Annotated in this window: 23 protein-coding genes; 7 read left to right on the forward strand and 16 right to left on the reverse strand. The window is 49.2% G+C overall.

Translation table 11 applies throughout. The annotated features are described in order from the left end of the window. Position 1: 1 nt before the first annotated feature. The 7 genes from carA to MJ768_RS09305 form a co-directional block, all read right to left on the reverse strand. On the reverse strand, positions 2 to 1129 hold the full coding sequence (carA, locus tag MJ768_RS09275) for a glutamine-hydrolyzing carbamoyl-phosphate synthase small subunit (RefSeq protein ID WP_239290850.1): 1128 nt from the start codon (positions 1127 to 1129) through the stop codon (positions 2 to 4). A gap of 382 nt (positions 1130 to 1511) precedes the next feature. Further along, positions 1512 to 2117: a DUF4202 domain-containing protein gene (locus tag MJ768_RS09280; RefSeq protein ID WP_239290851.1), complete on the reverse strand. Its 606-nt coding sequence runs from the start codon at positions 2115 to 2117 to the stop codon at positions 1512 to 1514. A gap of 91 nt (positions 2118 to 2208) precedes the next feature. Further along, on the reverse strand, positions 2209 to 3015 hold the full coding sequence (gene dapB / locus MJ768_RS09285; protein ID WP_239290852.1) for a 4-hydroxy-tetrahydrodipicolinate reductase: 807 nt from the start codon (positions 3013 to 3015) through the stop codon (positions 2209 to 2211). A gap of 26 nt (positions 3016 to 3041) precedes the next feature. After that, positions 3042 to 3371 carry an outer membrane protein assembly factor BamE gene (locus tag MJ768_RS09290; protein ID WP_239290853.1) on the reverse strand — a complete coding sequence of 110 codons (330 nt, stop codon included), beginning with the start codon at positions 3369 to 3371 and terminating at the stop codon, positions 3042 to 3044. Positions 3372 to 3477: 106 nt separating this feature from the next. After that, positions 3478 to 5151, reverse strand: a complete 1674-nt coding sequence (recN, locus tag MJ768_RS09295) for a DNA repair protein RecN (RefSeq protein ID WP_239290854.1) — start codon at positions 5149 to 5151, stop codon at positions 3478 to 3480. Next, positions 5151 to 6023 (reverse strand): NAD kinase, encoded by an 873-nt coding sequence (locus tag MJ768_RS09300; protein ID WP_239290856.1) that lies wholly within the window; start codon positions 6021 to 6023, stop codon positions 5151 to 5153. Before MJ768_RS09300 ends, recN begins: the two co-directional genes overlap by 1 nt. A gap of 447 nt (positions 6024 to 6470) precedes the next feature. Continuing rightward, positions 6471 to 7955: a formylglycine-generating enzyme family protein gene (locus MJ768_RS09305; protein WP_239290858.1), complete on the reverse strand. Its 1485-nt coding sequence runs from the start codon at positions 7953 to 7955 to the stop codon at positions 6471 to 6473. Positions 7956 to 8824: 869 nt separating this feature from the next. On the opposite strand from MJ768_RS09305, the gene hrcA reads away from it, so the two are divergent. Beyond that, complete coding sequence (gene hrcA / locus MJ768_RS09310) at positions 8825 to 9844, forward strand: heat-inducible transcriptional repressor HrcA (protein WP_239291151.1); 1020 nt, start codon at positions 8825 to 8827, stop codon at positions 9842 to 9844. 109 nt (positions 9845 to 9953) lie between these two features. Then, positions 9954 to 11045 (forward strand): ferrochelatase, encoded by a 1092-nt coding sequence (gene hemH, locus MJ768_RS09315; RefSeq protein ID WP_239290867.1) that lies wholly within the window; start codon positions 9954 to 9956, stop codon positions 11043 to 11045. Positions 11046 to 11106: 61 nt separating this feature from the next. Here the strand turns inward: hemH and orn are convergent, their stop codons facing one another. After that, on the reverse strand, positions 11107 to 11652 hold the full coding sequence (gene orn / locus MJ768_RS09320; protein ID WP_239290869.1) for an oligoribonuclease: 546 nt from the start codon (positions 11650 to 11652) through the stop codon (positions 11107 to 11109). A gap of 165 nt (positions 11653 to 11817) precedes the next feature. Between orn and MJ768_RS09325 the strand changes: the two genes are divergently transcribed. From MJ768_RS09325 to rsgA, 4 genes are read left to right on the forward strand one after another with little or no spacing between them, the layout of a single operon-like run. Next, a complete protein-coding gene (locus MJ768_RS09325) occupies positions 11818 to 13071 on the forward strand; it encodes a M48 family metallopeptidase (protein WP_239290871.1) in 1254 nt (417 codons plus the stop codon). A gap of 2 nt (positions 13072 to 13073) precedes the next feature. After that, complete coding sequence (locus tag MJ768_RS09330) at positions 13074 to 13379, forward strand: c-type cytochrome (RefSeq protein WP_239290873.1); 306 nt, start codon at positions 13074 to 13076, stop codon at positions 13377 to 13379. Positions 13380 to 13384: 5 nt separating this feature from the next. After that, the gene (locus MJ768_RS09335) at positions 13385 to 13723 is read left to right on the forward strand and encodes a 4a-hydroxytetrahydrobiopterin dehydratase (protein ID WP_239290875.1); all 339 of its coding nucleotides are present in this window, start codon (positions 13385 to 13387) and stop codon (positions 13721 to 13723) included. Next, on the forward strand, positions 13720 to 14592 hold the full coding sequence (gene rsgA, locus MJ768_RS09340) for a ribosome small subunit-dependent GTPase A (protein WP_239290884.1): 873 nt from the start codon (positions 13720 to 13722) through the stop codon (positions 14590 to 14592). The genes MJ768_RS09335 and rsgA overlap by 4 nt, the downstream gene beginning before the upstream one ends. 69 nt (positions 14593 to 14661) lie before the next feature. Here the strand turns inward: rsgA and MJ768_RS09345 are convergent, their stop codons facing one another. Continuing rightward, on the reverse strand, positions 14662 to 15600 hold the full coding sequence (locus tag MJ768_RS09345; protein WP_239290886.1) for a CobD/CbiB family protein: 939 nt from the start codon (positions 15598 to 15600) through the stop codon (positions 14662 to 14664). Positions 15601 to 15742: 142 nt separating this feature from the next. Between MJ768_RS09345 and MJ768_RS15170 the strand changes: the two genes are divergently transcribed. Beyond that, complete coding sequence (locus MJ768_RS15170) at positions 15743 to 15874, forward strand: hypothetical protein (protein ID WP_256449848.1); 132 nt, start codon at positions 15743 to 15745, stop codon at positions 15872 to 15874. 347 nt (positions 15875 to 16221) lie between these two features. Here MJ768_RS15170 and MJ768_RS09350 read toward each other — a convergent pair whose 3' ends face one another. The 7 genes from MJ768_RS09350 to MJ768_RS09380 all read right to left on the reverse strand — a co-directional run bounded on the left by MJ768_RS09350 (position 16222) and on the right by MJ768_RS09380 (position 23326). Beyond that, entirely contained in the window at positions 16222 to 17457 is a 1236-nt protein-coding gene (locus tag MJ768_RS09350; RefSeq protein ID WP_239290888.1) for a hypothetical protein, read from the reverse strand. Beyond that, positions 17454 to 18050 carry a S8 family serine peptidase gene (locus MJ768_RS09355; RefSeq protein ID WP_239290890.1) on the reverse strand — a complete coding sequence of 199 codons (597 nt, stop codon included), beginning with the start codon at positions 18048 to 18050 and terminating at the stop codon, positions 17454 to 17456. Before MJ768_RS09355 ends, MJ768_RS09350 begins: the two co-directional genes overlap by 4 nt. An 8-nt stretch (positions 18051 to 18058) precedes the next feature. Then, positions 18059 to 19318 carry a sulfate adenylyltransferase subunit CysN gene (cysN, locus tag MJ768_RS09360; RefSeq protein WP_239290892.1) on the reverse strand — a complete coding sequence of 420 codons (1260 nt, stop codon included), beginning with the start codon at positions 19316 to 19318 and terminating at the stop codon, positions 18059 to 18061. Between the two features lie 2 nt (positions 19319 to 19320). Beyond that, positions 19321 to 20226 (reverse strand): sulfate adenylyltransferase subunit CysD, encoded by a 906-nt coding sequence (gene cysD / locus MJ768_RS09365; protein ID WP_239290893.1) that lies wholly within the window; start codon positions 20224 to 20226, stop codon positions 19321 to 19323. Between the two features lie 118 nt (positions 20227 to 20344). Continuing rightward, positions 20345 to 21049, reverse strand: a complete 705-nt coding sequence (locus MJ768_RS09370) for a phosphoadenylyl-sulfate reductase (RefSeq protein WP_239290895.1) — start codon at positions 21047 to 21049, stop codon at positions 20345 to 20347. Continuing rightward, a complete protein-coding gene (locus tag MJ768_RS09375; RefSeq protein ID WP_239290897.1) occupies positions 21042 to 21575 on the reverse strand; it encodes a DUF934 domain-containing protein in 534 nt (177 codons plus the stop codon). Before MJ768_RS09375 ends, MJ768_RS09370 begins: the two co-directional genes overlap by 8 nt. 5 nt (positions 21576 to 21580) lie before the next feature. After that, complete coding sequence (locus MJ768_RS09380; protein WP_239290899.1) at positions 21581 to 23326, reverse strand: nitrite/sulfite reductase; 1746 nt, start codon at positions 23324 to 23326, stop codon at positions 21581 to 21583. Positions 23327 to 23337 lie beyond the last annotated feature (11 nt).

The raw sequence follows: 23337 nt of genomic DNA on the forward strand, positions 1-23337 counted from the left end.
GTCAGGAACTCTTGCGCATCAGCGCCACGAAGCGATCAAACAAATAATCCACATCATGTGGACCGGGGCTGGCCTCAGGATGTCCCTGGAAACAGAACGCAGGCTTATCGGTCAACTCGAAGCCCTGCAGCGTACCATCGAACAGAGATACATGTGTCACACGCGTATTCGCCGGCAGGGTCGTCGCATCCACCGCAAAACCGTGGTTCTGACTGGTAATCATCACATGTTTACTCTGCATGTCCTGAACCGGATGGTTTGCGCCTCGATGACCGAGCTTCATTTTCACCGTCCGGGCTCCCACTGCTAAGCTAAGAATCTGATGTCCCAGACAGATACCGAACAACGGCACACCCACACGTAAAAATTGCTGCGTTGCAGCAATGGCATAATCGCACGGCTCGGGATCACCCGGGCCATTTGGCAGTAGCACACCGTCCGGCTTGAGCGCCAACACATCTTCGGCGCTGGTCTTGGCGGGTACGACTGTGATCTTGCAGCCGCGTTCGGCCAGTTTGCGCAGAATATTGAGCTTCGTGCCAAAGTCATATGCCACCACATGAAACTCGGAATGCACATTACTGCGGTAACCGTCCTTCAAATTCCACTCTCGCTGCGTCCAATCGTAATGCTTTTCACAAGAGACATGCTGCGCCAGATCCATCCCATTTAGCCCCACAAAGTCGCGCGCCGCTTGAAGCGCCGCCCCCTCATCCATACCGGTGGCAATGCAGCCGTTCTGAGCACCCTTTTCGCGCAGAATGCGCGTTAGCTTGCGGGTGTCAATATCGGAAATCGCCACTACTTTATTGGCTTTGAGGTAATCGGACAGCGATTGCGTGCTGCGCCAGTTGCTCACCGTCAGGGATAAATCGCGGATCACCAATCCGCTGGCGAACACTCGGCGCGATTCTTCGTCCTCAGCATTTACGCCCACGTTGCCGACATGAGGATAAGTCAGGGTGACAATTTGTTTAAAGTAAGAAGGGTCGGTAAGAATTTCCTGGTAGCCGGTCATCGAGGTATTAAACACCACCTCGCCCACGCACATGCCAGAAACGCCAATGGCAGTACCACGAAACACCGTCCCATCGGCAAGCACAAGAATGGCAGGGTTCGTTTGCGACACCAGATACTCTCCAAGGCTAGCTACTAGCCCGAACGTTTCATAAATTCGCGTGATGATTGCGCAAGATTTTGCGAACTGGGAAATATTTTCCCATCCCAGCGAATCTTACTTACTTGATTAGCCAGCTTTGTGAACGAACGGGGTCATACACCCGAGAGAACAAAACCTTGCATGGCAATCAAAAGACCAAAGAGAGCACGCGCCAATTTATGAAACATTCGGGCTAACAGCTCGGATGACATAAAGAAGCGGGACGAACCGATCGTTCATCCCGCCATTGCTATTTTTGAATTATACCTGATAGCGGGGGGGGTATCAATTGCGAAACCTAATCTGCCTGTCTGCCTGCTTAACTGAATTCACTGTCCCACCTGGTAAATAGTCAGGCTACAGCCAGCACTTTATTAATTACCACCCGCAGTTCTGGACTGAAGTTAAATTTCAATGCGGTTATGTGGCCTTTCTCGGACATTTTTTTCCAAGTCTTGCGGAGAATGTTGAGCAGTTTTTCTTCTTCAAAATGACTATATTTATTAACAAAATCTACCAGATAATAATGAAGAAACACTAAGCCAACGACGTCTTCCAATATCTGGCTTTCCGGGTTCGTTTTGAGCTTTTCTTTGCGCAACAGTGCTTGTACATTAACGATCATTTCCTCATCGTAACCTACCTCGCGCATAATTCCACCAGCAGTTTCACCGTGAAATTTATACAATTCAATGCGCCAGCATTTGTAACCCACTTTATCCATCGGATAATTGTTTCGTGAGATTCTCCAGCGGCAGATATGCTGGCAACGCGCTGCAAGTTGCAACGTTTCAGAGGCATCAGGCTCAAAATGCTTAAGCATGGTAGTCATGCGTTTAGCATAGAGTAATTCTTTTGGATAAATTACACCCTCGAAAACTTCCTGATTAGGATCAGCGGCGTTAGCGGCATCAAATTTGTCAAACGCTTGCTCAAAGCGGGGAGTATTAGTAATCATGCTGCCATCTTTAGCATCTCAACACAATATTAAGCAAAATGATTGTGCTAAATATTAATTTTTTCTCTGTTGAAGCGCGCTACCAAAGCACTTATTTCAACCCAAGCACATCCTGCATGTCATACATCCCAGCCGCATTGCCTTGCAGGAAACGTGCGGCGCGTAGTGCACCGAGAGCAAAAGTGGCGCGACTACTAGCCTTGTGAGTAATTTCGATACGTTCGCCGGTGCCTGCAAATAGTACGGTGTGGTCTCCCACAATGTCGCCACCGCGCACAGTGGCGAAGCCAATAGTGGACGGGTCACGTTCACCAGTGACACCCTCACGACCATATACAGCGCATTTAGCAAGGTCACGCCCCAGCGTTTTTGCAATTACTTCTCCCATGCCCAACGCGGTGCCGGAGGGTGCATCCACTTTGTGACGGTGATGTGCTTCGATGATTTCAATATCATAGCCATGGCTTAACACTTTGGACGCCATTTCCAGCAGCTTGAAAGTAAGGTTCACGCCTACGCTCATATTGGGAGCAAACACGATGCCGATGTGCTGCGCTGCCGCACCCAGTTGCGCCTTTTGCTGCGCAGTAAAACCGGTGGTGCCTATAACCATAGGCACGCCGAGTTTTATACATATTCCAAGGTGATTCACCGTTCCTTCCGGGCGAGTAAAATCAATCAACACATTCGCACCTTGCAAAGCATTCTCCACATCAGCGGTAATCTTCACGCCGCATACGCTACCAGCCAACTCACCAGCATCTTTCCCTAACTGCGCACTTGAGGTATGTTCCAAAGCCGCATGTAATTCCAGATCATCCGACTGCAGTATGCCTTCCAGCAAAGCCTTGCCCATTCGCCCACTACAACCGGCAATTGCGACTTTTATTTTATTCATCGCTACTCCTTGAGTATTTTTCAGGGCTAGTTCTCGTCGGCTGGTTCAACCGGCAGCAGGGGTACGACCACTGCGGGTAGTGCGGGCATGTTGCCATCGTCAATACGAGTTAGGTATTCACCCTCAAAATATAGTGTCATGCTTTGTTTTTCAAGTAACTTACCCTTTTTTTCGAGCCTATACACATAGTCCCAACGGTTAGTATGAAAGACGTCATTGACCAGCGGCGTGCCAAGGATGGCCTGCACCTGCAACCGCGTCATACCCAACTTGAGCTTATGACGCATCTCTGGAGTAACCATATTACCTTGATTAATTTCCATCTTGTGAGCAGTGAACGAGGGTAGCTTGGGCATAGTCATTTCACTGCACGAAACGAGCAACACAGAGACAGCAATTAACTTAATGCGCATAATAAAAACCATTGATAATGGAACTTCAGCATGATACATCAAAGCGTCTTCAGGACGACAGACCTAGCCCCACCTCAAGCATTTCGGCCGCATGTTTGCGTGTGGTATCGGTAATTCTTACTCCGCCCAACATGCGCGCAATTTCCTCGACACGTTCCACCTGCTTGAGGATAGATACAGTACTTACAGTGGCACCGTTTCGTCTGAACTTGCTCACCTGCCATTGTGCATCCGCCATCGCTGCCACCTGCGGCAAATGCGTTACGCACATTACTTGATGGCGCTGTCCCAAGCGCTTAAGCAAAATACCAACAATTTCCGCCACACGCCCACCTATACCACTATCCACTTCGTCAAAGATCAACGTGGGCACGGTGGCTGCCTGACTGACTGCCACCTGTATCGCCAGACTGATACGCGATAATTCGCCACCAGAGGCAACTTTTGCCAAACTGCGCAACGGCGAACCGGGATTGATCGCCACCTGAAATTCGAGCGCTTCCAGCCCATGTGCACTTCCTTCGGCAAGCGGTTTCAGTGCCACGGCGAAGTGGCCGCCCTGCATTGCCAGAGTCTGCATTGCAGTAGTAATTTCACGCGATAATTTTTCAGCTGCTATCTTGCGTGCCGCACCCAATTTTTTCGCGGCGGATAAATACTGCTCACGTGCGGCAACCTCTTGCTGCGCCAATGCGGCAAGGTCAGCATCGCTGCCCAGATCCTCCAGCCGCGCGACAATACTCTGCAAGGCTCCGGGCAATTGCTCCGGCATTACCCGGTATTTGCGCGACGCATCCACCACCGCAGCCATGCGCCGTTCCTGATCACGCAATTTTTGCGGGTCAGCATCCACTTTCTGCGGGTAATGGCGTAACGCGTACACGGCTTCCTGCAAATCATTTTGGGCACTTTCCACCATATTAAGCGTGTCCTGCAAGGATCCGTCGAATTCAATACCCGCGCGTAAACGGGTAGTAAGCGCATTCAATTGGGCAAGACAGGCAGTATCGGCTTCACTTAATACTTCCACGCCAAACTGTGCGGTTTCCAACAGGTCAGCGGCGTGCGACAGACGCGCATAATCGGCCTGTAATTCCATCCATGTCTGTACGCTGAAGTTCAGCATTTCCAGTTCCTGCCGTTGGAACAATAGTAATTCGCGCTCGCTAGCCACCGCTTCAGCGCTTTGCTCCAGTTTTGTGTGGCGGCGAAGCAACGTTTGCCACTCGCGGAATAATCCCGCCAGTTCTTCCGCCTCGTTTATCAAACCAGCATAGCCATCCAGCAGGTCGCGCTGAGCATCGGGACGCAGCAAGGACTGGTGCGCATGCTGACCGTGGATATCAAGCAGATGCTCACCCGCATCGCGCATCTGTTGCAACGTGGCGCTACGCCCATTAATGAAACCACGCGAACGCCCGTTGGCATCCAGCACCCTGCGCAACATGCATACATTCGCATCGCCTACCAGCTCTTGCTCGTACAACCAGGATTGCAAATCTGGCAAGTCAGTCATATCGAATTCCGCACTAATCTCGGCACGCTCACAACCGCTACGCACCATGTCCGCATCACCACGCTCGCCCAATACCAGCGACAAAGCGTCAATCAAGATGGATTTTCCCGCACCGGTTTCGCCGGTAAGCGCGGTAAAGCCAGAGGAAAAATCGAGCTCAAGGGAATCAACGATGACAAAGTCGCGGATACTAAGAAATTTCAACATTACAATGTTTTATTCCAGAGCAATTTTTCACGCAATGTGCGGTAATAGCTATGTCCTACTGGATGCAATAAACAAGCCGGCTGTTGATGACGGCTCACCATCACTTTGTCATTTTCCTGCAAGTCAAAATAGGCGTGGCTATCAAAATGCACACGCGCATCAGATATGCGGTGCGGCAGAATTTCCAGCAGCGATTCGCTTTTAACAACGATGGGACGATTGCTTAAGGTATGCGGACAGACAGGAACCAGAGCAATAAGGTCGAGTGAAGGATGCAAGATAGGGCCGCCAGCGGATAACGCATATGCTGTAGAGCCAGTAGGGGTCGCTACAATCAAACCATCTGCACGCTGAAGGTATAGATACTCACCGTCGATGCGCACCTCAAATTCAATCATGCTGCTGGTATTGCCGCGGTGCAACACCACTTCGTTGAACGCTAGCGAATTAAATACCTCTACACCATCGCGCAAAATACATGTAGACAACAACATGCGCTGCTCAGTGACGAAATTGCCGCCCAGCATAGCGGCTATGGTTTGCTGCATGGTATCAAGCGAAATGTCGGTAAGAAAACCTAATCGCCCCTGATTCACTCCCACTAGCGGAATACCGAGGGGTGCCAAGGTACGAGCAATGTTTAGCATGGTTCCATCGCCGCCCAGCACGATGGCCAGATCCACCCCATCCCCCATCGCGTCCAGAGCCATAACGCTGTAGTCGTGCTGCTTTAGGTGCTCGGCCGTGAGACTATCCACTACTACAGAAACATCTTGTTCGGCAAGAAATGCAGCCAACCGCAACAGCGGCTCGGTAATTTCCGGCGTCTTGTATTTTCCAATCAGAGCGATAGTTTTAAATGGGAATTTCATAGCAAAAATTATTGCTCTCTATATCTTTTTGGCAACGTCCCCTTCGACATCCTCTTTGAATTTGGAATTGGTGGAGTTCAAATTCTAATTTAAAACATAAATTTATCACAATAAAACCATGGATGAAATTAAACTACAACAATGGTTTAATTTCAAAGATCGAAACTCAAACATCACAGCCAGATTAGAAAAATACGTATTGCCACTCTGAATATTATTCAAGGTTCTCTATAACTAATCCGACGCTAGTTTGAGACAAATAATTCAACTGCATCCCCTTTTTAAACAAACAAAAAAAGAGGCCCAATCAGATTAAAGTAAAATATAAATTGCTCCCACTATCCCCATCCACCAACCACCCCTCATTACTTACCTCATTTGCTTGCATCCCATGCTAAAAAAGATAAAGAGCAAAAGGAAAATATACTATTTACGAGAGCGTTCTGGTTACGGGAGCGTTCTGGCGAGACGAATTCCAACCTTGTATTCATAACGTTTTATCTCTTCGTTCCCCATACGGTATGCTGCGCGCATAAACTCCGAACTGTATTTCCAAGAGCCGCCGCGAATAACACGTCCTACAGACCTATCATTTCCAGATGTTCTTTGCACCCAAGCACTTCCATTGGTTGGCGCACCTTTATAATTATTATGATAAGTATCCTCCGTCCATTCCCACACATTGCCAAGCATGTCGTACAGACCAAAAGCATTAGGCTGGAAGCTGCCTACCGGGGAAGATGATGCTCCCTCCCACGGAGTGGCAGACCCATCCCACTTGTGACCGCAATCACTGCAGTTAGCATTATTACGTCCGACATCATTACCCCAGTAGCGGGCGGTTGTCGTGCCGGCGCGGGCGGCATATTCCCATTCTGCTTCGGTCGGAAGACGGTAGTTCTTTCCGGTTTTCTTTGATAACCATTGGACGTAGGCTTGAGCATCATGCCAATTGACACAGGAAACCGGGCGGTTATCAAACTGGCTGTCGCCAGCAAGGTCTTTCCGAAAGACAAAGTCACCCGAATTGCGGCCAGCACGTTCTTCAACCCAACCACTTTCGTTGACTGCCCAACATGTCCCTGCGTCATGTTTTGTATCGCCCACAAATGCCGCATACTGGCCTCGGGTAACTTCGGTTGTGCTCAAGGCAAAGGACGGTAGAGTGACCCGATGAACAGGAGCTTCATCAACGCCGTGACCGACCTCATTATCCGGCGAACCCATGTCAAAACTTCCTGCAGGGATGACTATCATTTCAGGGCAGCCTGGACAATCTTTGAACGTTCCCTTTTTTACCTCAGCCTGTTCAGGTTCGTGTCGTTTACCTGCAGCATTAAGTTGCGCCGCGCCCAATTGGACCTCGACCTTTTTGATCGCGCCATCTCCCACACGGATTTCTTGTTCGAATATGCGATCATTCAAAGCATCGACTTTCTTTTGCACCCGCAACTTCAACGTGCCTGCAGGCACCTGCACGTCCAGCGGACATGCGCCCTTGAGTTTATCGTCGACGAATACTTCAGCATCCATATCATCAATTTTACAGGTGACACTCAGCAATGATCCCTTCTTCGCCTCAGTCTGCTCCAAGCTCAACTGTGCTGGCTCCTGATGCTTGCCTTCGGCGTTACTTTGCGGCGCACCCAATAACACTTCGATCGTTTTGAGCACGTTATCGCCCATACGAATTTCTTGCTCGAATATGCGTACATTGGAAGTATCAACTTTCTTTTGCACCTTCAACTTTAATTTGCCTTCCGGTACCAGCACGTCCACAGGGCATTCGCCCTTGAATTTGCCATTAACCAACACATCAGCGCCCACGTCATCACCTTTACAGGTTACACTCAGCGTGGAGTCAGCCGCGTATACGTCAGCGAATGCCGCAAGAGCTAGAATTAGTAGGGTTGAAATATAAACTGATTTCATGATTTCTCCGTTTAATAAAATGATTGGGGTGGAAATTTTATCCATCTTTAAATCTTAACCACCATTATTGATGGGTAGCGTAATGCGTTAAGTTCATCGACGCCGAGACTGGCTTGGTGCAGAATGGCGCGTAATGTACCACGGGCAAGTTCATTATTGTCAGGAACTACTAATTGAAAAAAATGGTTAGTACTTTGCGGGATAATTTTGGGGTGGTGTTGGATTTTTTTAGAAACAACCCCCTATAGCGATCTGTACCCATAACCAGATTCTCGAACAATAAGTTCGGCTTGTGGTTTCATTTGTAGTTCCTCGGTTGAACAAATAAATTTAATTATAATATTTTCAGGGCTTGGGTTGCAGACCATCCAAGCGTAGGATATTTGGTAACCATAAATATAACTAATATTTTGTGTCAACTTCATCAAGAGCATACTAAGCAAAGAGTATATTGATTCAATAAGGAATGAATGAATATAATTAACGGTGTTTACTCAAACTTTGCAGACACTAAACGAGATAGCTTATATCTTTACTTCTTAGAGACTTTTTTTACTTAAATCAGACCTTAGATTATCATTAAAATAAGTTGTACGGAGATATATCAAATGTAGAACAACATTAGAATAATTTCCAGCTTACCAAGTGAATATAATGTTCACCTGTGTATTCAAGTCTGAGCATTATGTTATTTTTGATGTGAAAAAAATGCTTGTGCATGGCATAAATGAAACATAAATTATTGTCGAATTCATTAAGTTTTAAACTGCTGATATTCGAGCCGACCTCGCTTATCGACCAACCACGAACACAACAAACCTTTATCGAAGAACAACGCCGCTACTTCCAGATCAGATTAAATGTCAACAATTCTTAACAACCGCGCACAAATTTTGCTTAAGACGTTGGTGGATCGCTATATTAACAATGGTCAGCCGGTGGGTTCGCGCGCGCTACTGCAGTTTTCCGGTTTGGAAGTCAGCTCTGCCACTATTCGTAATGTAATGGCCGACCTCGAAGAAATGGGGCTGGTGAGCAGTCCGCACACTTCCGCTGGACGCGTGCCGACTGCACGGGGTTATCGTTTGTTTATCGACACATTGATGGTAGTGCAACCGCTGGACAGCGCACGTGTGCAACAACTCGAACACCAATTACAACCGGACAATCCTTCCCGCTTGCTGATGCAGGCGTCCAATTTGTTGTCAGAGCTCACCCATTTTGCCGGTGTGGTCGCCACGCCAAAGCGCGCCACCATCACAGTGAGCCATGTCGAATTTTTACGCCTATCCAAAAAGAGAGTTCTGCTAATTATCGTAATGCCAAATAACGAGGTGGAAAACCGCGTATTGCTAACTCATAAGGATTACACCCAGTCACAACTCACTGAGGCTGGTAATTTTTTAAGCCAGCACTATGCTGACTGCCCATTCCAGGATATCCACCAACGCGTGCAGTCCGAATTACATCAATTGCAGCATGACCTGACATCGCTAATGAGCGCGGCGATGGCGGCAGGTGATGCGGTAATTGCACGAAAAAATGAAGATTACGTGATCAGCGGTGAACGCAATCTTCTGTATATAAACGATCTTTCATCAAACATGCAACAGCTGCGCGGGCTGTTCACCGTGTTCGAACAGAAAACCGAGCTGCTTCAGTTGCTTGATGCAAGCCGCCATGCACCCGGCGTGCATATTTTTGTCGGTAACGAATCCGGTTTGCCCGGGTTGGACGAGTGCAGTGTAGTAAGTGCACCTTACACTTCTGACGGTCAGGTTGTTGGCACACTGGCGGTGGTCGGTCCCAAGCGCATGAATTACGAAAAAGTCGTCCCGATTGTGGACATCACCTCCAAGCTGCTCAGCAATGCACTGTCGCAATATTAGCAAAAACAAAATACCAACATTAAAGGCATAGGGAAGTACAGTCCAAAACTTTTCAATTGGTATTCTGTTTGGCTTTTTTTCAGTTGCAAATTTTTTTGGATAAAACTTTATGCCTTACCCAACTGAACCCACTTTCACCCACGGCACACCTGAAAAATGTGCTGTGTTATTGCTTAACCTTGGCACGCCTGATGCTCCCACCGCCCAGGCGGTCAAACCTTACCTGCGTGAATTTCTGAGCGACCCGCGCGTGGTGGAAATTCCCAAGCTGGTCTGGTGGTTCATTCTGAACGGCATTATCCTGAACACTAGACCAAAGAAATCTGCCGCCAAATATGCCAGCATTTGGATGCCGGAAGGCTCACCCCTGAAAGTTCATACTGAACGTCAGACTAGCCTGCTACAAGGCTATCTGGGGGAACGCACCCATGGCATGCCACTGGTGGTGGATTACGCCATGCGTTACGGCAACCCCTCAATTCCCAGCGTGCTAGGCAAACTCAAAGCGCAAAACTGCCAGCGCATCCTGCTCGTTCCGATGTATCCACAATATGCCGCTAGTGCAACCGGCACCGCATGGGATGTCATTTTTAATGAACTCTCCAAACAGCGCAACATGCCCGCTCTACGCACCATTAAGCACTTCCACGACAACCCTGGCTACATTGCGGCCACTGCTCAAAACATTCGCGATTATTGGACGCTGCATGGCCGTCCGGATAAGCTGGTGATGAGCTTTCACGGTTTACCGCGCTATACGCTGGAAAAGGGAGACCCCTATCACTGTGAATGCCAAAAGAGCGGACGTCTGATAGCTGAGGCACTGCAACTTAATGCAGATCAATACACTGTTTGCTTCCAGTCGCGCTTCGGCCGCTCCGAGTGGATCCAACCTTATACCACTGCCATACTTAAAGAGTTAGGTATGAAAAAAACTAAACGCGTTGATGTAGTCTGTCCTGGCTTCGTTGCAGACTGCCTGGAAACGCTGGAAGAGATTGCAATGGAAGGTAAAGAAGACTTTAGGCATGCAGGCGGCGGCGAGTATCACTACATTCCTTGCCTCAATGAACGACCAGGCTGGATACACGCCTTAACGGATTTGGTGTTGGATAACCTTCACGGCTGGCTGGATAAACCACAAGCTGTGCAACTGGAACAGAGCCGCTTAAGGGCTCTGGCAATGGGCGCTAAGCGTTAGCTTGTAAAGCTAATGTACATTTCGCCATATGGGCTAACCCATACAGCGGTACAAAAATGTCTTATTCCCGAATAAAATTTTCGCGATAATATTTCATCTCATTGATAGATTCGTAAATATCGGCCAGCGCTTCATGCTTACCGTGTTTCTTTATTCCCTGAGCCACTTCAGGCTTCCAGCGTTTAGCAAGTTCCTTAAGGGTGCTTACATCCAAATTGCGGTAGTGGAAATAGCTTTCCAGTTGCGGCATCCAGCGTGCAAGAAAGCGCCGGTCCTGGCAGATGGAATTGCCGCACATCGGTGATGTGCGAGCGGGCACATGCTCCTTGAGAAACTCCAGCATCTGAGCTTCCACTGCTGCGGCGTCCAGCGTAGATGCTTTTACCTTTTCGATGAGGCCAGATTTGCCATGGGTGGCTTTATTCCAGCTATCCATGCCATCCAATATGATATCTGCTTGATGCACTACCAAAACCGGGGCTTCAACAATAGTATTCAAATCGCTATCGGTAATAACCAGCGCAACTTCAATAATGCAATCAGTTTCCGGAACTAGACCGGTCATCTCCATGTCTATCCAAATAAGGTAGTTTTGATTTTGTGCCATAATTCACTGAGTTTGTTTATTGATAATATCTAGCAGGTATTGTGCCATATCAACACCATAAGCAAATTATTTATAATTAGCAAAACATAGCTAGAGTACGCTATAAAATATAAAATAAACAAATAATATCAATTTCTTACATTATATATATAAAAATAAAAATAAATGAATCCATTCCAATTTTCCGCGTTATTTATTAGCGCACTGTTTTTAACCACGATCGCCCAAATGTGGCTGGCACGACGTCATCTTAACCACATCCAGGCGCATCGCGCCGAAGTGCCATCGGATTTTCGCGAGCAGATAGATCTCTCAGCACACCAAAAAGCGGCAGACTACACAAGCGCCAAAACGCGATTGATTATGGTGAGTGCACCATTCAATGCTCTACTGCTACTCGTATTCACCCTCGGTGGCGGAGTGCAGTGGATCGCAGACTTATGGTTGACCACCTTTACCAATTCACTTATACAAGGCCTGGCGGTCATCCTAACGGTGCTGCTACTTTCATCCCTGTTGGAAATGCCGTTCAGCCTTTACCGCACATTCGTCATTGAGGCACGCTACGGCTTCAATAAAATGACGCTGGCAATGTATCTGGCCGATGCCGCAAAAGGCTTGTTGCTCGGCGCCATATTCGGCCTGCCATTATTATTTGGAGTGTTGTGGCTGATGGAACGCATGGGCGCAAATTGGTGGCTTTATGTGTGGGGAGTATGGGTAACGTTCAATCTGCTGCTCCTATTCATCTATCCCTCTTTCATCGCACCGCTGTTCAACAAGTTCACTCCACTGCAAGATGAGACGCTCAAAATGCGTATTAAGGCACTACTGCAGAAATGCGGATTCACCGCACAGGGGCTATTCGTAATGGATGGCTCCAAACGTACCTCACACGGGAACGCCTACTTCACGGGCTTCGGAAAAACCAAACGAATTGTGTTTTTCGACACCCTGCTGGAACGCCTCGCGCCAACAGAAATTGAGGCAGTACTAGCGCATGAGCTGGGACATTTCAAGCGTCACCATGTGCTGAAGCGTATCGTTTTCACCTTTGCCTTGAGCCTGGGTTTTTTATGGCTGCTAGCACAATTGATGGAGGCAAACTGGTTCTATGACGGACTCGGTGTTACCACTCCATCGACCGCACTGGCGCTATTACTGTTCTTCATGATATTGCCGGTGTTCAGCTTTTTACTGCATCCGCTTATGAGCTACTACTCGCGCAAACATGAATTTGAGGCAGATGCCTATGCCGCGCAACAAACCAATGCGCATGATTTGGCCGGCGCTCTGGTAAAGATGTACCAAGACAATGCTGCAACACTTACGCCAGATCCGTTGTATTCTACGTTTTACGACTCGCATCCACCCGCGCTGATGCGTATTGCCCGATTACAAACTTTACAAGGAGCCTAGTCATGAAGAAATTTTTTGCTATATTTCTACTTCTGTGCGGTACAGCACAAGCTGAGCCCTTTGCCGATGGCCAAGCTGAAGCCGGTAAAAAATTGTTCGACAAATACCAATGTAACCGTTGTCACAACGGCAAGATGGGCGGTGACGGCAATGCCATCTTCACGCGCCCCGACCGCAAGGTGAAGGATCCGCAGCAGCTAGCGGCACAAATTTTAGTATGCGCTCGTAATGCGCGTGCTAATTTGTCCACACAGGAAAAACTAGACCTTGCAGCCTATCTCAACAAGAATTTCTATAAATTCAAGTGAGCGATATGACAACTTCCTGTGATTTGGCAAACAAAAAATGTAAACCTTGCGAAGGCGGTATACAACCGTTGCCTCAGGATAAAATCAACATTCTGATAAAGCAGCTGGATGGCTGGGCACAGCGCGATCACACCATCGGCAAGGTTTTCGACTTCAAGAACTATTATCAGACTATGGCCTTCGTAAATGCAGTGGCATGGCTTTCGCACCGGGAAGATCATCATCCCGATCTGAACGTAAGCTACAACAAGTGCCATGTGGAATATTCCACGCATGCCATTAATGGTCTGTCGGAGAATGACTTCATCTGCGCCGCCAAGGTAGACGCCTTGTTTAAGGTTTGAATCCACCAATCCAAGGGCAAGTAGTCGCCGCCTTCAGCCGCCAATATATGGTTGAACTGTGTGACGGAGAGATGCTGCCATGTCTGACACACGGAAAAAAAAGCGAAGTTGCATGTGGTGATATTGTAGAAATTCAGCGCATAAGTGATGCACAAGGGGTGATCGAACGTATCCTGCCGCGCCAGACTTTACTGTATCGTTCTGATGCCTACCGCCAGAAACTTATTGCCGCCAACATTACACAAATTATTGTGGTCGTGGCAAGCAAGCCGTCATTCAGCGATGAACTACTGGCGCGCTGCCTTATCGCCGCACACGATCAGCAACTTGCAACTCTTATTGTGCTGAATAAATGCGATTTACTGGAAGCAGCAATAATTGCGCGTGCCCAACTGGAACCCTACCGCGCCATTGACTACCGTGTGCTGGAACTGTCTGCCAAAGAGAATGTTTCTCCTCTGCGTCCCTTTCTACAAGGTCACACCAGCATATTGGTGGGGCAATCCGGTATGGGTAAATCCACTCTCATCAATGCTTTGCTACCGGATGCACAAGCACCCACACGCGAAATATCCACCGCACTGAATTCAGGAAAACACACCACCACCCACGCACGTCTCTATCACTTGGATACGGAAAGCCATCTGATAGATTGCCCCGGTGTGCAAGCATTCGGGCTACATCATCTGAATTTTGGTGCCATCGAAGCTGGTTTTGTGGAATTCGCAGCACTACACGGCCAGTGTCGCTTCAATAACTGTCGTCACACGCACGAGCCGGGCTGCGCACTGAAAAAAACAGAGCAAGAAGGGAAGATAGATGCACGGAGACTAAAGCTGTTTCAGGAGATAAGCCAGAACAAATGTTGACTCGCCTCCTTGAACAATCAGGGGGGTTATAACATTTATCAAACAAGGAGCCAAAATGTTCCGGATACGTCAGCTCCTCACTAACGTTGCCAATCCTAGCAGTAACAACAACACAATCCAGAATACCAGCGCGCGCCACACCAAACCTATAGCGCTTTGCATGAAGTCCACGTCAGCCTCATCCCCTATTCCCAGTTCGGGACGGTCCAGTGGCAAACCGCCCTGTGAAATTGGCGATCCAAGCCGTACACCGATCGCTCCTGCACCACTTGCCAGCACAATGCCAGCTTCTGGATCAGGCCAGTTTTGTGCCTGTGTACGCCAGCAATACACCGTGTCTTCAAAATCGCCGACAATAGCAAAGATCGTGGCGGTAAGACGCAGCGGAAGCCATTCTATCCAATGATAAGCTTGACGTGCAAATACGCCGAATTCGCTGAGCTCAGCTTCATTCTGGTTATCCCAACGCGTATAAATGAACTGTGCCATACGATACAATATTGCGCCAACTGGCCCCAGCCCCAGCATCATTGTAATCACGAACCACGCTATTATTCCGAACACACGACGATGTGAGGCCAGCAGTCCTTCTTCAATAGTGACGCGCGCAACTTCCTCGTAACTCAGATCATGACATGGCATTCCACGCCATGTAGAAAGAATACTGCGCGCTTTATCCAAATCGTTGTCACGTAGCGCTTGGTGAGTGTCGGTGTAGTAATGACTGAACTGGCGGAAGCCCATGGTGAGGTACAGAACCAGCACACTGAATGCCCAGGCGAACACCGGGTGGATGAAGTACGACAACCAATACAATGCTGCTGTACCACATAACGGTAGCAACACCGCCAGTAGCCAAGCAATCTTGCCATGCTTATGCTCACCTGTATTTAAGTGATGTTGAAAAAAATTGACATAGCGTGTGAGCCGAACAAACAAGTATTTGCGCGAAGCAAGCGGATGTAATTGTTCCAGCAACAGGGCGGCAATTAGTGAAAACAGGCTCATGGCATCTCAGGGTGCATAGGCTAAGTTAGCCCGCAAGATACCACACACACGCATAATTATGCGACACACCATTCATCCTATTTCCTTCAGCTGAACTTGTAAAAACGGCTGCGAACCCAATACTGGAGCGGATTAACGGCGGATGCGGAGAGTTACCCAATGGGTGAGTGAATTTGAGCAAAAAGCGAGGCTACAAGTCGTTGATTCGGCGTTACAGGTACAAGCCCAGGAACGGGTAGTGGAAGACATTCGCTTGGTGACACCAGGCGGGTGATTTCAGGTTCGTTGGGACGAGAACGGAAGTCCGACCGCACTGAGGCAGTTGACGTTCTTTGCCGAATTTCTCAAAATAACCGGGTTATTCGCCCGCTAGATGGAAGGCTGCCCGATGTTGTACACCAGCCCCAACGCACCCGCAAAAGTCGACGTCCCCGGCACCTGACTACTCTCGATTCTCGATGGGCAGCGACGTTATGCGCACGTCGCCGAGTTGCGCGGTGACGAAGTCGCACCGCAGATACTTGGCATGAACAAGATCGTCAGCGACGAGAACCTGCGCCGCGCCTTAGCCCATCTCTACTCCTGACTCAAAAACACGCTGCTAGAGCAAATGCTCCGCATTTAAGCGGGCGCGCACATCGCAACGCCCTCGTCTGCCCAACCGAGCGCCACCACTTCGGCGATGTCTTGCTGGTTCGTTGAGTACCGATGATTTGAATCCCACGCATTTTTCGCCCCGTTGTCAGCAAAAGCGCGGTTGTAAGCCCGATACACCGGAACACTCGCTTGCGGGCATGAAAATGAACCGTCAGCGTTTTTCCGTGGCACATTCATCGGGAACGAATAACCTTCGAAATTCCACTGTTGCTCAGTCGTTGGGCGCGGCGTTTTTTGCAAGTTTTTTAACGCCGCGCAATCGGCATCGCCCACCGTGAAAAAGTGTGAGTTTGGCCCGGGCGAGACGCTGCCATAGAAGCGACAGATACGCACGAAACCGCCTGCGTTGAACGACTTACCCGTGCGAACAAAGTGACCCGCGCCGCCGGAATCAACAAATGCCGCTTCTGCCGGATCGCTTGTGTAGAAAAAATTACCGCCTGGTGATTTGGGGAAATCTTGTGTGTTGCGGAATTCGATCACCGTACCAGCGCGTTTTGGAGCGGGGAGGTCGCGCAACTTGATCACATCAAAGTAGCCTGTTACTCCTAGCTCATAGCCAATCCATAAACCAGCGTTAAGTCCAGAGACGACAAACTCTTCAAACTCAAACCCCGTAACTGTAGTAGCTCGCTGCACACCTTCAGAGGTTGTGTAGCAAGGAACCATTGGGGGTGGACTAAAGCCGAAGAGAGGCGGCATAAGGGATACGCCACAACTCGGCACGCCCGGAGCGCTTATAGTCCCTTTTTCTGAAAGTGCGTTGGGGAGAAAGGGGCCAGACGGATAATACTCAGAGATTACAGTGGCACCATTAAAACTTGAAAACAAGTTTTCAAAGTGGACATGCGGCTCGATCCCACTTCTACTGCGCAGGTCGAATCCAAAAGCAGATAGAAGAGAGGGCGGTTGCGAAATATCCATAAACCGAACACTAGATCGCTTCGGAAAGTCACCCTGTGCGGTCGGCGGCAGATTTTCTGTTTGTGTAAAGAGCCGCGTGTAAGTGGCGGGGGGATAGTCCAGTTGAGGGGATATAACAAACTCCAAAAAAAGCCCCTCGCGTGGAACGACTGAAAACGGGCCAGGTTCAACGACACTTGCAGCCCGTGAAGGCAAAAACGGAACTAACCAGAGTAACGCAAAAGCCGCTGCTAAGAGCCAGTTTTTATGCGCCATCGATCGACTGAATGCAATCATGGAAGCCGTACACGCTGTGGATTTGATCCTGCGACGATATAGCTACGCACGAGCGTCTCAAGCGCGCCGACGCTTGAGGGGTTGTACGTCTCCGCCAACCATGCTGCAACGCCAGCAATATGCGGAGCTGCCATTGACGTTCCACTCAATCGTCCATAGTTGTTGTAAATCGTACCGTTTCCTTTTTGGGGATACGACACATCGCTCCAGGCCGACCAAATGTCAGTGCCTGGCGCAAACACGTCGATACATACCCCGACATTCGAACCGGGTTCGGAACCTGCTAGGGCGCCATTATTGAAGAACCCAGAAATGCCGCAGAAGCGGTCGTGTGCGCCGACCACCATAACACCATCGTTTGGCGATGCGGTTAGAGAGGGCGGTGAATACGCCGCGTCATATGCGTCCACTTGAGTGTTTCCGGCAGCCTGGACAAAAAATATCTTTGGGTACACCCACCCGTATGTCGGCGTCCAAACTGCGTTGTTTAGCGCGGCCACCTTATTTACGAACGTAAGATTGCTGCGGCTCACACCACTGCCGCTTATCGACATATTCACCACCGCCACTCTGTAAGGAGATGTCGCAACCACGTTTGCCTTTATCCAATAATAATCATTCCCGCCGCAACAGTATTATTCGTCGCTTCATCAATGACAATAAAGCTGCCCGTAAAACGGTTTGTAATATAGCTGTCGAAAACCAGCGGCTGTTGCACCTTCATCGCCACGCGAGCAATGTCATTCATATTGAGCGTGGCGCTGCTGTGCTGTTCCAATGTATTGACGTCCACACGATATTCAAGGCGCGCAAACAAACACTTCACCACACGCGTGGTGTGCTTGATAATGTATTTGCGACTCAGGTCAAGCGGCGATTCAGACAGCCAGCACAGCATGGCCTCAAATTCCTTGGAAACTTGCGGCATAGCGGCAGACTTCACGAACATATCGCCGCGTGAGATATCGATCTCATCCGTCAGGGTTAGCGTGACCGACTGTGGCGCGCAAGCACGTTGCAAGTTGCCATCGAAGGTGACGATCTCTTTCACCTTGGTGGTGCGGCCGGAAGGCAGGATAGTAATTTCATCGCCCGCCGCGATATCTCCCGACTCTATACGTCCCATGTAACCGCGGAAATCGTGATATTCCTGCGTCTGCGGACGGCACACCCATTGCACCGGGTAGCGGAAGTCGGTAGTGTTGATGTCATGGTCAATCACCACATTTTCCAGCAGTTCCAGTAGTGGGCTGCCTTGATACCAATTTAAGTTTTCGCCGCGCTCCACTACCATGTCGCCATTCAATGCCGACATTGGAATGCAGGTCATCTCATGCAGGCCCAGCTGCGCGGCAAATGCACGATACTCTGCGCAAATCGCGTCGAACGTTTCTTCTGAATAATCCACCATATCCATTTTGTTGACGGCCAGCACAATGTGCGGCACACCCACCAAACTGGTGATGAAGGTATGGCGGCGTGTTTGTGTCAGTACGCCCTTGCGTGCATCAATTAATATGATGGCAAGGTTCGCGGTACTGGCCGCAGTAACCATGTTGCGCGTGTACTGCTCATGCCCAGGTGTGTCGCCGATGATAAATTTGCGCTTGGGCGTGGCAAAGTAACGATACGCTACGTCAATGGTAATTCCCTGCTCGCGCTCCGCCTGCAAGCCATCGGTGAGCAGTGACAAATCCACTGCACCCATGCCGCCCCGCCGCTCGCTGGTTTTGGTGATGGCAGAAAGTTGATCCTCGAAAATGGACTTGGAGTCATGTAACAAGCGGCCAATTAACGTGCTCTTGCCATCGTCAACGCTACCAGCAGTGATAAAACGAAGAAGCTGTGTGGTATTGCTCATAATTAAAAGTAACCTTCTTTTTTGCGCAGTTCCATTGATGCCTCTGAAGTCTGATCATCCATGCGTGTCGCACCGCGCTCAGTAATGCGTGTGATGGCTGTTTCTTCAATAATTTCCTGCGCGTTGCGTGCATGCGACTCTACCGGACAGGTACAAGTCATATCGCCCACAGTGCGGAAACGCACCATCATTTTTTCCACCTTTTCACCTGACCTGGGCTGCACCAGATGCGACACCGGCAAAATACCATTGTCACGGCGAATCACCTCGCGTTCATGCGCGTAGTAGATGTCGGGGATATATAGCTTCTCACGTGCGATGTATTCCCAAATATCCATCTCTGTCCAATTACTGATCGGAAACACGCGAATATTTTCACCGGCATGCACCCGCGTGTTGTATGTATCCCACAACTCGGGGCGCTGATTTTTCGGATCCCACTGACCGAACTCATCGCGGAAAGAAAAGATGCGCTCCTTGGCTCGTGCTTTCTCCTCGTCACGGCGCGCACCGCCAATACAAGCATCGAAACCAAACTCGGCAATAGTTTCCAGCAAGGTCACAGACTGAAAGGCATTGCGTCCCTGATCTGCATTTTTCAGCACAATCGTTCCCTTCTTGATCGAGTCATCCAGCGAACGCACGATTAGCCGCTCGCCTAAATCAGATGCCAATTTGTCGCGACAAGCGATCACTTCCGGAAAGTTATGCTCAGTATCAATGTGTACCAGCGGAAACGGAAAGCGCGCTGGGCGGAAAGCCTTTTCTGCCAGGCGCAGCATAACGATGGAATCCTTACCACCAGAGAATAGCAACGCAGGATTTTTGCATTCCGCCGCCACCTCTCGCATGATGTGGATAGATTCACTTTCCAGCACATCCAGATGGGTAAAAGGTTGATTACTCATTTTTTTCTCAACTTCTAAAAATACAAATTCAAAATAACTGAATCTATGGTTCAACAAATAAAATGCCGCGGGTAAATGAGGCACGCCTTTTCAGACATCTACTGAAACCCAGAACAGGCTATACCTGCTTGATCGGAGTAATCTTGTTCACGTGCAAACCGCACTCCTTATTTTGCGTATCCTCCCACCACCAGCGCCCGGAGCGGATATCTTCGCCCGGAGTGATAGCACGCGTACAGGGAGCGCAACCAATACTGGGATAAAAACGGTCATGCAGTTTGTTGTAGGGCACCTCATACTGCTTGATGTATTCCCACACATCAGCATTGCTCCAGTCGAGCAGCGGATTGAATTTCTGCAAGCCATTCTCGACATCGAACGCCGATACCTGCAAAACACCCCGCGTAGGCGCCTGCTCACGACGCATACCAGTGATCCAAGCGCGTTTGCCGGATAAGGCGCGACGCAGCGGCTCTACCTTGCGGATATGGCAGCAACTCTTACGCAACTCCACGCTGTCATAAAAGCCGTTCACCCCATTTTGGGCGACGTACTCTTCGATCCGACGAGCATCTGGGAAAAAAATTTGCAGCGGCACGCTGTAATGCGCACGAACCTCCTGCATCAGGTCGTAAGTTTCTTGCGGCAGACGTCCGGTATCCAAGCTAAACATTTCAATGTCGGGCTGATATTTGTCAATCAAATCGGTCAGTACCATGTCTTCCGCTCCCAAACTGTTAGCAAAAATAACCGGCGCGTAGTCACGCACAGCATTGGCCAACACAGCGCGTACTTGATCAATTTTTTGATGCAACTCACTCATGGACTGAACCTACTGTTGCAATTCCATCGCGTTTTACACGACGGAACAGTGGTAATTTTTGATCCGACGAAGTTTGATAGGTTTCTGAAAAGTCCGTCAAACCCTTTAGCGCATCATGGATGTTCTTGTCCGGACGCGGTGCAAAAGCATCAAAGCCGACGCGCTGCATGTAGAACAACTGGTCACGCAACACATCGCCAATAGCGCGCAATTCGCCGACGTAGCCAAGACGTGCGCGTAAATTGTAAGCAATCGAATAACCCCGGCCATCCGCGAATTTAGGAAAATCAACAGCGATGACGTTAAATTTATCCACCTCGCCTTTCAATTCTTCCGGCCTCTCATTACTGGCAAGCCAGACACCCAGCTCCGCGCGACTTTGCAGCTTGGCCCGTTGCGCCTGCCACACTTTAAGCGGCACAATGATTTTTCCGGCAGGAACGGTGACTGATTCTGGCGTCTCATTTTCACTCAGGCGGAGGACGATCCAATCATCGCTGACAACGGCTTTGTTTTTAATAATCATGATTGTTAAAACCTCGATTTACGTTGAACTGTATAATTATCTGGCTTATTTATAAACCCATAAGCATTTTTATCAACAGCATCTTCTGCATTAATTGGTGTTGCATACACATATTCTTTAAAGGGCGTCATGCCTATCCTGCGTGCCGTGTCGATGAAAAGTTCTTCTTCAAGGCGCTCACGCATATAAACTTGCAGCAGCCGATCAATCACCTCAGGCATTTGTTGAAAGTTAAAAGAGGGGCCAATTATTTTACCGATTGCGGCATCGTTACCCTGTGCACCACCAACCGACACTTGATACCACTCACCCCCATCCTTCTTGTCGACGCCGATGACGCCAATATGTCCAACATGATTATGCCCGCAAGCATTGACACAGCCTGACATATTGAGTTCGATCTCGCCAATATCATGGAGAAAATCGAGGTTATCGAAGCGCTCTGCAATCATTTTTGCAAGCGGGATTGATCTGGCAAATGCCAGGGTGCAGAAATCCGCACCGGGGCAGCAGATGATATCGGTCAGCAAACCAATGTTCGGCGATGCCATGCCATGTTCTGCTGATTCTTTCCAAAGGCTGACAAGGTCAGATTGTTTAACGTCAGCCAGCACCAAATTTTGCTTATGAGTGACTCGCAGTTCGCCGAAGCTGAAACGGTCGGCCAGATCTGCAACAACATCCATTTGCTCTGCACTCGCATCTCCCGGCGCTACGCCCGTTCTCTTAAGTGATAACACCACAACCGCATAGCCCGGAATTTTGTGCGGCTTCACGTTGCGTTGCAACCAATTCGCAAAAGCCTTGTTCTCGGTCTTGTATGACGCCACACCGGGATCATTTGCCGGTAATTTTTCATAAGCGGGCGCTGTAAAGTAGGCCGCGACACGGTTCAGCTCTTCAACAGTCAAAGTACCCGGGCCGTTTTTGATATCAGCCCAATCCGCTTCAACCTGGCGTCTAAACTCTTCAATCCCGACGGCTTTAACCAGTATCTTGATGCGTGACTTGTACATATTGTCGCGGCGGCCATATTGGTTGTAGACACGCATGATGGATTCAATGTACGTCAACACATGCTGCCACGGCAAAAAGCCGCATATCTCGCTAGCGATAATAGGCGTGCGTGCCGTACCACCACCTACCAACACGCGGAAACCAATTTCCCCTTGCTCATTCTTGAGCACGGACAGCCCGATGTCATGCACCGCGATCGCCGCGCGGTCTTCGGCTGCACCATTTATTGCGATCTTGAATTTGCGCGGCAAGAAGGCGAACTCTGGATGGAAAGTGCTCCACTGGCGCAGAATTTCGGCGTATGGTCGCGGGTCAATAATTTCATCTGCCGCAACACCCGCATATTCATCGGATGTAATGTTGCGGATGCAGTTGCCAGAGGTCTGAATCCCGTGCATTTCAACTGTGGCAAGATCAGCCAAAATATCCGGTGTTTCTTCCAGCTTGATCCAATTGAACTGGAGATTTTGACGGGTCGTGAAGTGACCATAGCCACGGTCGTATTTGCGCGCGATGTGCGCAAACATGCGCATCTGCGCAGAAGACACCATGCCATAGGGCACAGCAATACGCAGCATATAAGCATGAATTTGCATATAAAGTCCGTTCTGCAATCGCAGCGGACGAAATTCATCTTCGGTCAGTTCATCTGACAAACGGCGGCGCACTTGGTCGCGATACTGAGCGACGCGCTCATTAACAATTTGATGATCATAAACATCGTATTTATACATTTTTCAATTTC

The organism is Candidatus Nitrotoga sp. 1052 (genome assembly GCF_927312905.1).
Taxonomy (GTDB): Bacteria; Pseudomonadota; Gammaproteobacteria; order Burkholderiales; family Gallionellaceae; genus Nitrotoga.